12 protein-coding genes are annotated in these 13,766 nt (G+C 62.7%); 7 read left to right on the top strand and 5 right to left on the bottom strand.

Translation table 11 applies throughout. From position 1 onward, the window contains the following. Positions 1-23 precede the first annotated feature (23 nt). On the bottom strand, positions 24-491 hold the full coding sequence (locus GFJ39_RS06755) for a hypothetical protein (RefSeq protein ID WP_153430619.1): 468 nt from the start codon (positions 489-491) through the stop codon (positions 24-26). Between the two features lie 48 nt (positions 492-539). Next, entirely contained in the window at positions 540-794 is a 255-nt protein-coding gene (locus GFJ39_RS06760; RefSeq protein WP_011253256.1) for a hypothetical protein, read from the bottom strand. Positions 795-1,102: 308 nt separating this feature from the next. On the opposite strand from GFJ39_RS06760, the gene GFJ39_RS06765 reads away from it, so the two are divergent. From GFJ39_RS06765 to rodA, 5 genes are all read left to right on the top strand, one after another. Next, positions 1,103-2,152 carry a rod shape-determining protein gene (locus tag GFJ39_RS06765; protein WP_011253257.1) on the top strand — a complete coding sequence of 350 codons (1,050 nt, stop codon included), beginning with the start codon at positions 1,103-1,105 and terminating at the stop codon, positions 2,150-2,152. Between the two features lie 18 nt (positions 2,153-2,170). Further along, positions 2,171-3,100, top strand: a complete 930-nt coding sequence (gene mreC, locus GFJ39_RS06770) for a rod shape-determining protein MreC (protein ID WP_153430620.1) — start codon at positions 2,171-2,173, stop codon at positions 3,098-3,100. 5 nt (positions 3,101-3,105) lie between these two features. After that, complete coding sequence (locus GFJ39_RS06775; RefSeq protein WP_153430621.1) at positions 3,106-3,672, top strand: hypothetical protein; 567 nt, start codon at positions 3,106-3,108, stop codon at positions 3,670-3,672. A gap of 78 nt (positions 3,673-3,750) precedes the next feature. After that, entirely contained in the window at positions 3,751-5,754 is a 2,004-nt protein-coding gene (mrdA, locus tag GFJ39_RS06780) for a penicillin-binding protein 2 (protein WP_153430622.1), read from the top strand. After that, a complete protein-coding gene (rodA, locus tag GFJ39_RS06785) occupies positions 5,751-6,938 on the top strand; it encodes a rod shape-determining protein RodA (RefSeq protein ID WP_153430623.1) in 1,188 nt (395 codons plus the stop codon). Before mrdA ends, rodA begins: the two co-directional genes overlap by 4 nt. 4 nt (positions 6,939-6,942) lie before the next feature. Here rodA and GFJ39_RS06790 read toward each other — a convergent pair whose 3' ends face one another. From GFJ39_RS06790 to GFJ39_RS06800, 3 genes are all read right to left on the bottom strand, one after another. Next, complete coding sequence (locus GFJ39_RS06790; RefSeq protein ID WP_153430624.1) at positions 6,943-7,983, bottom strand: L-idonate 5-dehydrogenase; 1,041 nt, start codon at positions 7,981-7,983, stop codon at positions 6,943-6,945. 195 nt (positions 7,984-8,178) lie between these two features. Then, complete coding sequence (gene glyS, locus GFJ39_RS06795; RefSeq protein WP_153430625.1) at positions 8,179-10,233, bottom strand: glycine--tRNA ligase subunit beta; 2,055 nt, start codon at positions 10,231-10,233, stop codon at positions 8,179-8,181. Then, positions 10,226-11,104 carry a glycine--tRNA ligase subunit alpha gene (locus tag GFJ39_RS06800; RefSeq protein ID WP_153430626.1) on the bottom strand — a complete coding sequence of 293 codons (879 nt, stop codon included), beginning with the start codon at positions 11,102-11,104 and terminating at the stop codon, positions 10,226-10,228. Before GFJ39_RS06800 ends, glyS begins: the two co-directional genes overlap by 8 nt. 153 nt (positions 11,105-11,257) lie before the next feature. Here GFJ39_RS06800 and GFJ39_RS06805 point away from each other — a divergent pair, with 153 nt between their 5' ends. Further along, entirely contained in the window at positions 11,258-12,022 is a 765-nt protein-coding gene (locus GFJ39_RS06805; RefSeq protein ID WP_153430627.1) for a DUF2076 domain-containing protein, read from the top strand. 143 nt (positions 12,023-12,165) lie between these two features. Next, positions 12,166-13,737, top strand: a complete 1,572-nt coding sequence (locus GFJ39_RS06810) for an FAD-dependent oxidoreductase (protein WP_153430628.1) — start codon at positions 12,166-12,168, stop codon at positions 13,735-13,737. The last annotated feature ends 29 nt before the right edge of the window (positions 13,738-13,766 follow it).

Here is a 13,766-nt window from a genome sequence, read left to right on the forward strand (position 1 = left end):
CCGATGGTTTCAGACGTCAGGTCTCAGTAACCGTAACCGCCCTGATAGTTCTGGGCCGGCTGCTGCTGATAGCCACCCTGCTGGGAATATCCGCTGTTGGCCGGACACTGGCAGTTCGTGTTGGGCGGGCACTGGTACTGGGGCTGCATGTACTGCCCCTGCTGCCGCTGATAGGCGCCTTGCTGGCCGTTGTAATAGCCCTGCTGCTGGCCGTTGACATAACCGCTCTGATAGCCAGGACGGTTGGGCGTGGTGATCGCGCCCGCGCCCGCGCCCAGAACGCCGCCCGCCAAAGCGCCGATGGCCGCGCCACGGCCACCGCCGGCGAGAGCGCCGATGGCCGCGCCGGCGCCACCACCCAGAAGGCCGCCTCCCAGTGCGCGCGAGCCTGGGTTATAATTCCCTTCACATCCCCCCAGAGCCATGATCGTGGTGAATGCTCCGACCAGCGCCGTACCGCGCAGGGCAGAATGGGAAAAAGCGGTCCTCATAGTCCGAATCCTTGATCGTCTTTAACGGAAGAGAGCGCTGCTTATAGCTCAATATCCGTTGCGTGGGCGGTTGGGCGTTGTCGCTGCACCAACTGCCGCACCTGTGCCTGCTCCGGCAAGTGCCCCGATGGCCGCACCTGTGCCGCCGCCGGCCAGCGCGCCAATGGCCGCGCCGCCGGCACCGCCGATCAGGGCGCCCGATCCGGCGCGTGCGCCACTGTCATACGGGCTGCCACAGCCTGTAAGGGCCACACCGCAAAGCGCCAGAGCTGCCAGAAAGCGGGGTGTTGTGAAGGTTTTCATGACAAAATATCCTGTTTGACATTCCGCTCCACAGTCCGACGACCGGCACGCGGGAACGGTTTATCGAATCTAGATACATAGAACGTGACGGAAGGGTGGCAGGATCGGGGCGCACGATTATTTTTTTCCATGTCACCGATGGGATCTGTACGATTCATTAAGATGGGGTCATTAAGATCAGGCGCATTATATTGACACTCCGGGCCTTGCTGAACCTGTCGTGTCTGGTTAAGTCCACCCGCGGGGAGCCGCCCCGCAATCACGATCCGCCATCTGTCCCCCACACAGAGCCGCGCCAGGAGTTTTGGATGTTCTCTCGTCTGCTGGGTCTCATGTCTGCCGACATGGCCATCGACCTCGGCACTGCCAACACGCTCGTTTATGTCAAGGGGCGTGGTATTGTCCTCGATGAACCCTCGGTTGTGGCGATTGCCGAAGTGCGTGGCAAGAAACAGGTTCTTGCGGTTGGTAACGAAGCCAAGCAGATGGTCGGCCGTACGCCTGGAAACATCACGGCCATCCGTCCGCTGCGCGATGGTGTGATCGCGGATTTCGAAGTCGCGGAAGAAATGATCAAGCATTTCATCCGCAAGGTTCATAATCGCCGCGCTTTCGCCAGCCCGCAGATCATCATCTGCGTGCCCTCCGGCGCTACAGCGGTGGAACGCCGCGCAATTCAGGAAAGTGCCGAGAGCGCGGGTGCGCGCAAGGTGATGCTGATCGAGGAGCCCATGGCGGCAGCCATCGGCGCGGGCCTTCCGGTCACGGAACCTTCGGGCAGCATGATCGTGGATATCGGTGGCGGCACGACGGAAGTGGCCGTGATTTCGCTTGGCGGCATCGTCTATGCGCGTTCGGCGCGCGTGGGTGGGGACAAGATGGATGAAGCCATCATCTCCTATATCCGCAAGACCTATAATCTTCTGGTCGGCGAGAGTTCGGCAGAGCGTATCAAGATCGAACTCGGCTCGGCCATGATGCCGGATGATCCCGCGAACCCCGACGGTCCGCTGACGGAAATCAAGGGTCGTGACCTCATCAACGGTGTGCCGCGCGAAGTGATCGTCAGCCAGGCCCAGATTGCCGAGAGTCTGGCTGAACCTGTCATGCAGATCGTTGATGCCGTGACGACCGCGCTTGAGAACACGCCACCCGAACTGGCTGCCGACATCGTGGACAAGGGCATCGTCCTGTCCGGTGGCGGCGCGCTGCTGTATCGTCTGGACGAAGTGCTGCGTCTGTATACCGGTCTGCCCGTGACGGTTGCGGAGAACGCCCTGTCCTGTGTGGCCCTCGGAACGGGACGGGCGCTTGAGGAAATGCGTCGTCTGCGCAGTGTTTTGAGCAGCATGTACTGAGGACTTGGCTGACGCCGGATGTTATCCATCCATGCCCGGCAGGTGCTTGCAAAGGCGGTCCTGCCTCTCCTGATTCTGCTGGCGGTCGGGCTTGTCCTTCTCGGACTGGTTCGTCGTCCTGCCGTTGACGGGGTGCGTCTGATGGCGACGGATTTCATGGCACCGGCCTATCATGGACTGGTCTGGCCGCAGGAGCGGGTAAAAGTCTGGTTGACGGATCTGCGCGGCGCAACGGATCTGGCGAGGGAAAATGCCCGTCTGCGGGACGAAAACCGTGCCCTGCGGCACTGGTATGATGTTGCCGTGGCGCTCGCGGCGGAAAATGGCCGCCTCAAGAAAAGTCTGCACTGGATCCCCGAGACGGTGCCCCAGTATGTGACCGGTCGGGTGACGCGCGACGATGGCGGCCCCTATTCCCGCGCCGTTCTGCTGGACGTGGGCAGCGGGCATGATGTCCGGGTCGGGGATGTCGCGCTGGATGCCGCGGGGTTGCTGGGGCGTGTCACGGAGGTCGGGCCCCATACGGTCCGCGTCCTGATGATCAATGACGACGCGAGCCGCATTCCCGTTACGCTCGGAAGCTCGCATGGCGATGCGATCATGGCCGGGGATGATACGGCATCGCCGCGCCTGATTTTCTATCCGCAGGACCATCATCCTGTTGAAGGCGAGCGCGTGGAAACCCGCGGCCAGAGCACGATGCCGGCGGGGCTGCCTGTGGGCACGGTCCATTACAGTGCGCCCAACCGGCCGGTTGTGGTGCCGGATGCGGATCTGGACCGGCTGGATATCGTCCGCGTGTTCGATTACGGCGATGACGATTCGCAAGCCCCGGATGCCCCCGGACGCGTGCGCGTGAAGAAGCAGCCCCAGAACCCTCTGACTGGTCCCCTGCCGTTCTCATGGCTGCCCAGCCTGTCGGACATGTCGGGACGGGGAGGGCAGTAAGCGCCATGGTCGCCGAAAACTCCACGCCGCATCTGCATTCCGCCGTCGAGCCGAAACAGACTTTCCGCCGTGCGCTCGACAGGGTGGCCCGAACGGCTATGCCCTCTCTGTTCATCGTGTTTTCCGCGATCCTGCTGTCCGCGCCGTTCGGGATCCCCGGACAGGCGCAGCTCCAGTTCGGGATCGCGATGTGTACGGTCTGGTTCTGGACCTTCAGCCGTCCGCGCTCCATGCCGGCGCTGGCCGTTTTCCTGTGCGGACTGGTGGTGGAGATCTTCAGCTTCGGGCCGCCGGGAACCGTGCTGCTGTCCCTGCTGGTGATCTACGGTGTGGCGCATCACTGGCGTTATGGCCTGTCGCGTCTGGGCTTCATCGCGGGCTGGCTGATCTTCAGTGTTTTTGCCGCCCTTGCCTCCTTTTTCCAGTGGGCGCTCGTATGCCTGCATGCCCTGGCGCTCCTTTCTCCTGTACCCGGCCTCTTTCAGGCAGCGCTGACAATCGGTATCTATCCCAGTCTGACCGCGCTGTTTGTCTGGGGACGTCGCACATTTGCCAATCCCGATCAGGCCTGACAGCGTCTTTCGTGTTCCGCACGCCCTGTGCCCGTGCGGAGAGCCGCTTTCTTTTCCGGATTCTGAATTCCTGCGCTGATGTTTTTCCGAAACAACCCTTTCCGGCCGCGGATACGCCACAAGCACCAGGCTGAGCCCGTGCGATCGGGGCGTGGCGTCTTCACGCGCCGGGCGCTGCTGGTCATGGCGGTGCAGGCCGGGGTTCTGGGAGTGTTGGGGCGGAGGCTCTACACACTTCAGGTCGTGGACGGGGGGCATCTGCGCCAGCTTGCCGAGCGTAACCGGACCAGCAAACGCCTGCTCGCTCCGGCGCGAGGCACAATCCATGACCGTTTCGGTGTGGCGCTGGCAGATAACAAGGTGAGCTGGCGCGCGCTTCTGATGCCGGAAGAAACGACCGATATTCCGGCCGTCATCGAGCGTTTTTCCCAGATTGTACCGTTGGACGAGCATGACCGCGCGCGTATCGAGCGTGATCTGCGCCACGTCCACAAATACGTCCCCGTCACGCTGCACGAATTCCTGTCCTGGGACGACATGGCGCGCATTGAACTCAATGCGCCCTCGCTGCCGGGCGTATTGGTCGATGTCGGATCGACGCGGCTTTATCCGTTCAAGGACCTGACGGCCCATATTGTGGGCTATGTCGCCCCTCCCAACGAAGAGGACGTGGCCCGGGACACGACGCTCTCGCTTCCGGGCATGCGCGTCGGACGTGCCGGGATCGAGCAGACGCAGGAGGCCGTGCTGCGCGGAGAGCCAGGCTCCGTTGAGATGGAAGTCAACGCGGTCGGTCGTGTCATTGGCGAGATCGATCGCGTGGAAGGCCAGCAGGGCGAGGATGTCCGCCTGACGCTGGATTCCGTGCTCCAGCAGCAGGTGCTCAACCGCCTTGAAGATCGTGTGGCCAGTGCGGTGGTCATGGACTGCCGCAATGGCGAGGTGATGGCGATGGTCAGCACACCGTCCTTCGATCCGTCGCTGTTTGACTCCGGTGTCAGCCACGCGCAGTGGAATGAATGGGCGAATGACCCGCGCACGCCGCTGGTGGACAAGGCCGTGTCCGGTCTTTATCCGCCCGGTTCGACCTTCAAGCCCGCCGTGGCCCTTGCAGCCCTGAAATCCGGTTCCGTTACGGCGCAGGACCGTTTCAACTGTCCGGGATATTACGATCTCGGCGGGGTGCGCTTTCATTGCTGGAACCGCTGGGGCCATGGCCTCATCAACATGCGCGAAGGTCTGAAATATTCCTGCGATGTCTATTTCTACGAAGTGGCCCGCCGCTGCGGCATGGACCCGATCCAGGCCGTGGGCAATGCGATGGGGCTGGGCGTCAAGCTGGGGATCGAACTGCCGCATGTCCGCTCCGGTGTCATTCCTACGCCGGAATGGCGGCAGAAGCACGGTTTCCACTGGAACGGTGGCGACACGGTCAATGCCGGTATCGGGCAGGGCTTCGTGCAGGTCACGCCTCTGGAACTTGCGACCTATGCCTCCCGTATCGCATCGGGCCGAAACATTCAGCCGCATCTGAGGCGGCCGACCAGGGGCCAGCTTTCCGCCATGGCACCGGACGAAACGGTGCCAAAGGTCGATCTGTCACCGGCATTTCTGGATGTCGTGCGCGGCGGTATGTTTGCGGTCGTCAACGAACCGCATGGCACCGCCCCCAAGGCACGTCTGGATCTGCCGGGCATCCAGATGGCCGGAAAGACAGGCTCGGCGCAGGTCCGGCGCGTGTCGCGGGCACTGCGTGAATCCGGGCATTTCAATTCCATGAGCCTGCCGTGGGAATACCGTCCCCATGCGCTGTTCATCTGCTTTGCGCCATACGATAACCCGAAATATGCCGTCGCGGTGGTGGTGGAACATGGCAATGCAGGCGCGGACGAAGCCGCTCCGCTCGCCAAACTCATTATGACCGATACCCTGCTGCGCGATCCGGCCAGCGACGTCCGGCCTGCCGCTCCACAACCACCTGCGGAGACGCAAACGCCGTCCGTCCCTGTCGAAGCAAGCGCTTCCGCTCCCACGGATAGTCCCGTTGCAGACGATCAGTCGGAGCGGGGAGCGACGCAATGAAACGCAACGGCCTGAACACGTTCGGCTTTCTCAAGTCCGACCGGCGGCTCCTGCGGGCCGAACCCGATTTCCGCCCGATGGCACGTCTGCTTCAGGTCAACTGGCTGTATGTCCTGCTGGTCTGTGTGCTGGCGGGTGTGGGCTATATCGCGCTCTATTCCGCGGGCGGTGGCTCGGCAAAGCCGTTTGCCGGGCCGCAGATGGTGCGGTTCGGCTTTGGGCTGGTGATGATGATCGCTGTTTCGCTCGTCAGTCCGCGTATTTTGCGCATGGCGTCGGTCCCGCTCTATCTGCTCTCGGTCACGCTCCTCGCCCTCGTGCTGCGGATGGGGCATGTGGGGAAGGGGGCTGAGCGCTGGATCAATCTGGCGGGCATGCAGTTCCAGCCTTCCGAATTCGCCAAGATCGGCCTCGTCCTGATGCTGGCGACCTGGTTTCATCGCATTGGCAACGAGCGGATGGGCAATCCGCTGCGCCTGATCCCGCCCGCGCTCCTGACATTGCTGCCGGTTCTGCTGGTGCTCAAGGAGCCCAACCTCGGAACGGCCACCATCATCGGCCTCATCGGAGCGACGATGTTCTTCGCGGCCGGGATGCGGCTGTGGCAGATCGCGCTGCTCGTGGCGCCGCTGCCGTTCATGGGAAAGTTCATCTACAGCCATCTGCACGACTACCAGAAGGCCCGGATCGACACCTTCCTGCACCCCGAACATGACCCGCTCGGTGCGGGCTACAACATCATCCAGTCCAAGATCGCGCTCGGATCAGGCGGTGTGTGGGGCGAGGGATACCTGCATGGCAGTCAGGGACAGCTGAATTTCCTGCCGGAAAAACAGACGGACTTCATCTTCACCATGATCGGGGAAGAATGGGGTTTTGTCGGCGGGATCGCCGTCATCACCCTGCTCGGAACGCTCGTCATGGGGGGGATGCTCATTGCGATCCGCAGCCGCAATCAGTTCGGGCGCCTGCTGGGTCTGGGCATTGCGATGGATTTCTTCCTGTACTGCGCCGTGAACCTGTCGATGGTCATGGGGGCGATCCCGGTCGGGGGGGTGCCGCTGCCGCTGATTTCCTATGGTGGTTCGGCCATGCTGACGATGATGTTCGGCTTCGGCCTGCTCATGTCCGCCTGGGTTCACCGAAACGAGCGTGATCCGGGTCAGGAAGACGATGAGGACTGATCTTTCAGAGTTCAAGAAGAACCTTGGACGAGCTTTTCCGGTCCAGAGAAGCGTCAAAAGCGGCTTTATACTGAGTGAGTGGAAAGCTGTGGGTGACGAGACCATCCGCAATCCACGGATTATCCGCCAGGATCTTGAGCGCCTCCGCGAACTCTTCATCGAAGCGGAATGTTCCCCGGTAGTCGATTTCCCGTGCAATAATCTGTCCCAGGGGGGCGGGCACATCCCCTGGTGGAAAAATCCCTACCTGCACAAGGATCCCGCCTTTGCGCGTACGCGCGATGGCTGTGGGAAGGGCAGGAATGACACCTGTCGCTTCAAAGACGATGTCATATTCCGTGTCATGATTATCACGGGCCGTGTTGATGGTCGTGGTCGCACCCAGCTTGCGCGCAACATCCAGCGCAAAGTCCTGAAGATCGGTCGCGACGATTTCTGAAGCACCAGTCACTTTCAGTCCGGCGATGATCAGGGCGCCAATTGGGCCTGCGCCCTGGACCAGGATGCGTTTGTCTTTGACATCGCCAGCGCGGGTAATGGCATGCAGCGCCACGGAGAAAGGTTCGGCAAGGCTGGCGCGCTTGACGTCCAGACCCGCTGGCAGCGGATAAAGCTGGGATGCTTCGACGACCATGTCCCGCCGAAAACCACCATTCGTATGGGGAAGAAACGCCGCGCTGCCAAAAAAGCGCATGTTCTGGCAGAGATGTTTCGCGCCGCGTTCGCACTCAGGGCAGTGTCCACAGGGCCGGGCGGGATGAATGGCAACCGCATCCCCAATTCGGAAGCGCGTTTCGTCCGGGCCAACAGCTTCCACGATTCCGGAAATCTCGTGGCCCAGAATCATCGGCTCACGCAAAACGGAAGCCCCCGCGCCGCCATGCAGGAAATAATGCATGTCTGATCCACAGATGCCGCCCCAGGCGGGGCGCACCAGAACCTGTCCCGCTTTGAGCGGCGGGACGGAAACAGCCTCAAGCCGCAGATCGCCCTTTTCATGAATCACCAGAGCTTCAGTCGTCTGAGGAGTGGACATGCCGACCATGGCTGTGCCTCTTTCATCTGCGCAACGTAGGAAGAGATGTTCAGATATGAACCATCTTGTGCGCTAAAGGCAGTCACGTTTGGGAGACATGGAGGGCTGATTTGGAGAGTATCCGCATCCGGTCCGCTGGGGGACGCGCTCTATTCCATCGTGGGAAGCGTGGTGACGGACCCGGACCACCACGCTCCCATCGTCTCAGCCCTCGATCTGGCCGAAATCGGCGATCAGGGATGTTGTCTCGCGGAAGCGGGACAGCAGTTTGAGGCGGTTGGCCCGCACTTCCGGCTCGGGCGCATTGACCGTCACCGCTTCGAAGAACCGGTCCAGCGTCGGGCGCAGGGCCGCAATGGCCTGCATCGCATCAGTGAAACGCTCTTCTTTGAGAGCTGTTTCAATCGCGGGGACGGCCTGATCCAGACCCGTAGCGAGAGCGCGTTCCTCGTCCTGCGTATAGAGAGACGGATCGGGCGCGCCGGTATGCGGACCGTCCTTCTTGTCCTCGATGCGCAGGATGTTGGCGGCACGCTTGGCGGCGGCGAGCAGGTTGCGCCCGTCTTCCGTCTGGATCATCTCCGAGAGCGCCGAGGTCCGGGCCAGAAGTCGCACCAGATCGCCATCGAGACTACCGGCCAGCGTTGCGGCCAGCACGTCATGCCGTTCGCCCTCGCTGCGAAGCTGCACGCGCAGACGCTCGGCAATGAAGTCCGGCAGCTTGGCCAGTTCGCCACCCGTCCTGCCATTGGCGGCCTGTGCGAACAGTTCCGTCAGGTCCAGACGCAGCCCGTTGTCACGGATCGTGCGGATGATGCCGAGTGCTGCACGGCGCAGCGCATACGGATCGCCCGAACCACTCGGCAGTTCACCGATGGCAAAGAAGCCGGCCAGCAGGTCCAGCCGGTCCGCAAGAGCCACAGCGACCGAAACCGGCGCTTTGGCCGTCTCATCGGACTGGCCGCGTGGCAGGTAATGCTCGGCCACGGCACGGGACACGGCCTCGTCCTCGCCATCATGCGCGGCGTAATAGCCGCCCATGACGCCCTGAAGCTCGGGGAACTCGCCGACCATCCCGGTCGTCAGATCCGCCTTGGCCAGCAGACCCGCGCGTTCGGCCTGGGCGATCTGCGCGCCATCAAGCCCCATGGCCTGCGCTACGGTGCCCGCAAGCTTCGAGATCCGCTCGGCGCGTTCAGCCTGTGTGCCGAGTCTGGCATGGAACGTCACGGCCGCAAGAGCCGGAACCCGGTCGGCCAGTTTCGTCTTGCGGTCCAGATCCCAGAAATGCCGCGCATCGGCAAAACGGGCGCGAAGCACGCGCTCATTGCCCGCCGTGGTCAGCTTGCCGCCGTCCTTGAACGGCAGATTGCCGACGAATGCGAAGTACGGCGCGGCTTTGCCGTCCGGATTGCGCAGGGCGAAATAGCGCTGGTTGATCCGCATGGAGACCTGCATCACTTCCGCAGGCAGATCCATGAACGCCGCGTCGATTTTACCCAGCAGCGGCACCGGATATTCGACCAGCCCGCAGACTTCATCGACCAGCCCGTCATCCTGCACGACCGTAATGCCATGCTGGTCTGCCAGGCGCGCCACGCCGGTGCGCACCATGTCGCGGCGGCTGTCCATGTCCACGATGACCGAGCGCGTTTCAAGCTCGTCCTGCCACTGCGAGGCGGACAGGATCTCGAACGCGCCGGGTGCAAGGAAGCGATGGCCTTCGGAGAGGTTGGACGCCTTCAGACCATGCGCGTCATCTCCGTCACGGGCGAGGGCGAACGGTACGACATGCCCGTCCAGCAGGCACGCGATCCGGCGCAGTGGACGAACCCAGGTGAAGTTCGATCCCGCACCCCAGCGCATGGATTTCGGCCAGGGGAACTTCCATAGCAGATCCGGCACGGCCTCGGATACGCGGCTTTCCGCGCTCACCGGATCGAGCGACTTGTTCAGAACCCAGAAGCCGTTTTCCAGCGTCAGATCCGTCGGTGTGACGCCATGCTTGCGGGTGAAGCCTTCCAGCGCTTTTTCCGGCGCACCTTCGCGCGGGCCACGTTCGGATACGCTGCGGGCCGGGATTTCGGCATCGACGGTCAGAACCGCAGCAATGCGACGGGCGCCGAAGAACGTGCGCAGATCGCGCGGGTTCAGGCCATCCAGCGCCTTCGTCAGCAGCGAACCCAGATCATCGGCCGCGCGGGCCTGCATGCCGGAGGGGATTTCCTCGCTGAACAGTTCGATAAAGAGTTCAGCCATGGGACGTCTCCTCCTCACCGGCGAGCCAGGCGTCGCAGGCGGCTTTGGCAAGCGCTCGGACGCGCCCGATATAGGAGGCGCGCTCGGACACGGAAATCACGCCCCGCGCATCGAGCAGATTGAACAGATGCGAGGCCTTGAGGCACTGGTCATAGGCGGGCTGGGCGACGCCCGCCTCGGCCAGACGCAGGGACTCACGCTCGGCATCGTTGAAATGGGTCAGCAGCATCTGCGTGTCGGCGAGTTCGAAATTATGGCGCGAATAGTCCTGCTCGGCACGCAGGAACACGTCGCCATAGCTCAGGCCGTGGCCGTTGAAATCGAGGTCGTAGACGTTCTCGACGCCCTGCACATACATCGCCAGACGCTCAAGCCCGTAGGTCAGCTCCGTCGACGGCATGACGGTCGGAATGCCGCCAACCTGCTGGAAATAGGTGAACTGCGAGACTTCCATCCCGTCACACCAGACTTCCCAGCCCAGTCCCCAGGCGCCGATGGTCGGATTTTCCCAGTCATCTTCGACGAATCGGATATCGTGCAGTTCGGGGTCGATCCCGATGGCGCGATAGCTGTCGAGCAGAAGCTGCTGGCTGTCTTCCGGTGTTGGCTTGAGCAGCACCTGATACTGGTAATAGTGCTGAAGACGGTTCGGGTTCTCGCCATAGCGGCCATCAGACGGACGGCGGCAGGGCTGCACATAGGCGGCGGCCCACGGCTTGGGACCGAGCGCGCGAAGCGTGGTGTGAGGGGAGAGCGTGCCTGCTCCGAGTTCGGTATCGTAGGGCTGCAAAATGGCGCAGCCCTTCTCGGACCAGAATTGATGAAGGCGCAGGATCAGGTCCTGAAAGCAGAGCGGCCGGGTCGCAGACAATTCGATAGGCTCCGGTTGGCAGAAATCTGGCGCACCTTACAGGCACAGGCCCTCAACCGGAAGGGAGCGTCCTTTCGCCGATCTTGTAGACTGGGCGCGGGTGCATCATATGATTGACGCTCTGCAATTTCTTCATCTGGAAGGATGATGACGATGAACAACGAAGAACGCGATCTGATCGCCCGTTTCGTCGCCCGTGTCGGGGGAGGGCCGCAGGTCACGGGGCCTGGACAGCCACCGGCCGCGCCCCTGCCGCCGATCGACCCTGAAGCCGACCGCTTCATTGCCGACAACTTCCAGAAATATCCGGAAGCCCGCTATCGCATCACCCAGATGGCCGTGGTGCAGGAAGCGGCGCTTGCACAGGCGCAGAACCGTATCCGCCAGCTTGAGTTCCAGCTTCAGCAGGCCCAGCAGCAGCTTGCGCAGGTGCAGCAGTCGGGCGGTTCCAGGCCCGGGCTGTTCGGTGGTCTGTTCGGTGGCGGCAACCGTCCGCAGCAGTCGGCACCGCCGCCGGGCTGGGGTTCGCAGGCCACTCCGCCGCCGAACTTCATGCCGCAGCAGCAATATGCCTATCCGCCGGGCTATCAGCCGGGTATGTTCCAGCGCGGTGGTTCGGGCTTCCTTGGCTCGGCCCTGACGACAGCCGCGGGTGTGGCTGGCGGTATGATGGCCGCCAATGCGCTCGAAGGTCTGTTCTCCGATCATCATGGTGGTGGCGACGCTGCCGGTGGCTGGGGCGCGGGTGGTGACACCATCATCAACAACTATGGCGGTGATGCCTCGGCCTCCGATCCTTTCGGCGGCGCCGGGACCGATGCCGGCAGCTTCTCCGATTCCGACTTTGGCGGCGGTGATGCTGGCGGTGGCGGAGATTTCGGTGGCGGTGACGGCGGCGGCTTCGACGACATGTTCTGAGGCTGCCCCTCTCAGGCAGGCATCATTCAAAGCCCGTCCGGACCGCGTGTCCGGGCGGGTTTTTTGATGTTTGCCAACCCGGCGGCCTATGCTGCGTTCGCTTTCATGACTGTCCCCATTTCCCAGCCGGGAGGCCATATCCGATGTCCCAATCCGCCCCGAACGCCGATTTCCGCGATCTCTGCGCTTTTGATGCGCTTGAAGACGGGGCGATTACGCCGTTTTCCCTGGATGGCACGCCGGTGGTTCTCATCCGGGATGGGGAGAATGTGCATGGTTTCGCCGGAAAATGTCCTCATAAGGAGGCGCCGCTGGAGCAGGGGGCTTTTTGCAGGACGGAAAAAGGCAGCGTGCTGGTCTGTCCGTGGCACAAGGCGGTTTTTGATGCGACGGATGGCAGCCTCGTCGAACCACTGGCACTTGATCCCCTGCCGCAGTACCCGGTCCAGATCGTTGATGGCCGGGTTCTGGTCGGGCTGAGGGCGAAGCAGCGTCAGGCTCCGGAAAAACGGCAGGAAAACGAGAGCGTTCTGCTTCTCGGAGCCGGAGCCGCGGCCGTCAGCGCGGCGGTGACGCTTCGGGCAGAGGGATTTGCCGGCACCATCACGATGCTCAGCGAGGAAAAGGATCTTCCTTACGACCGCACGGCCCTGAGCAAGACCGTCCTCGTCAGCGAATCCGAAAAGGCACACGCGCCGCCGGTGCGCGACGAGGAGTTCTACAGCGAACGCGGCATTACCCGTGTCCGCGGACATGTGGCGTGGTTCGATCCGCAGACCCGCACGGCCAGACTACAGGACGGGACGGAACTGACGGCCGATCATGTCCTGATCGCCACGGGGGCCGTGACCAGAAAGCCGGATATTCCGGGCGTGGACATGAAGGGCGTCTACACGCTGCATCGTGAGGCGGATGCGGAACGGATCGGCGCCATTCTGGATCCCGATCTGGCGGTAACGATCGTGGGGGCAGGGTTCATCGGGCTCGAAACGGCTTCGTCCCTGCGTCAGCGCGGTGTGGGCGTGACCATCATCTCCGACAGCGAGATCCCGATGGAAAAGCAGTTCGGTCGGGAAATTGGTATCCGTCTGCGGCAGCTTCATGAAGAAAACGGCGTGGCATTTGTCTCGGATGCGCGGGTCACGAAAATCTATGCCGAGGACGGCAGGGATGGAACGGCGTCCGGTGTGGAACTCGACGACGGCACCCGTCTGCCTGCCGCTTTCGTGCTGCTGGGCGTGGGTGTGACACCCGCCACGGATTATGTGTCGGGTCTGGAGCGCGATGAGAGCGGTGCGATTGTCGTGAACGGTCAGATGCGCGTGACCAGAGGCGGCGAGGCCGGGGTCTGTTTCGGCGTATATGCGGCCGGGGATGCCTCCGCCGTTTTCCATGACGGCGCACCGCGGCGAATCGAGCACTGGCGTCATGCTGAAGTGCAGGGGCGGATCGCCGCGCTCGCGATGATGGGACATGACACCCCGAACGTGCCGATGCCGTGGTTCTGGACGCAGCAGTTCGGTAAGAAGATCGAGCTTCTGGGATGGGGCGAGAGCTTTGATAACGTGACGCTGGAAGGCGATATCCGCGGTTTCAGGTTCCTCGCGACCTATCTCAAAGACGGCAGGCCGATCGCGTTGGCCGGGGCCGGGCATGCCGCCGACATGGCGCGGGCTGCGGTCGATTTCGATGGTTTCATGCAGGAAAAGACCTGAACGCGCCTCCGAGGTCGCAGAAAACTTGA

This window comes from Gluconobacter aidae (assembly GCF_009547075.1).
GTDB classification, from domain to species: domain Bacteria; phylum Pseudomonadota; class Alphaproteobacteria; order Acetobacterales; family Acetobacteraceae; genus Gluconobacter; species Gluconobacter aidae.

What these genes read in the sequence shown, in the direction of transcription:
- glyS (WP_153430625.1), bottom strand. Translation starts at nt 10,233, where the DNA reads ATGGCTGAACTCTTTATCGAACTGTTCAGCGAGGAAATCCCCTCCGGC.
- mrdA (WP_153430622.1), top strand. Translation starts at nt 3,751, where the DNA reads ATGTTTTTCCGAAACAACCCTTTCCGGCCGCGGATACGCCACAAGCAC.
- GFJ39_RS06765 (WP_011253257.1), top strand. Translation starts at nt 1,103, where the DNA reads ATGTTCTCTCGTCTGCTGGGTCTCATGTCTGCCGACATGGCCATCGAC.
- GFJ39_RS06760 (WP_011253256.1), bottom strand. Translation starts at nt 794, where the DNA reads ATGAAAACCTTCACAACACCCCGCTTTCTGGCAGCTCTGGCGCTTTGC.
- GFJ39_RS06775 (WP_153430621.1), top strand. Translation starts at nt 3,106, where the DNA reads ATGGTCGCCGAAAACTCCACGCCGCATCTGCATTCCGCCGTCGAGCCG.
- GFJ39_RS06755 (WP_153430619.1), bottom strand. Translation starts at nt 491, where the DNA reads ATGAGGACCGCTTTTTCCCATTCTGCCCTGCGCGGTACGGCGCTGGTC.
- mreC (WP_153430620.1), top strand. Translation starts at nt 2,171, where the DNA reads ATGTTATCCATCCATGCCCGGCAGGTGCTTGCAAAGGCGGTCCTGCCT.
- GFJ39_RS06805 (WP_153430627.1), top strand. Translation starts at nt 11,258, where the DNA reads ATGAACAACGAAGAACGCGATCTGATCGCCCGTTTCGTCGCCCGTGTC.
- GFJ39_RS06810 (WP_153430628.1), top strand. Translation starts at nt 12,166, where the DNA reads ATGTCCCAATCCGCCCCGAACGCCGATTTCCGCGATCTCTGCGCTTTT.
- rodA (WP_153430623.1), top strand. Translation starts at nt 5,751, where the DNA reads ATGAAACGCAACGGCCTGAACACGTTCGGCTTTCTCAAGTCCGACCGG.
- GFJ39_RS06790 (WP_153430624.1), bottom strand. Translation starts at nt 7,983, where the DNA reads ATGGTCGGCATGTCCACTCCTCAGACGACTGAAGCTCTGGTGATTCAT.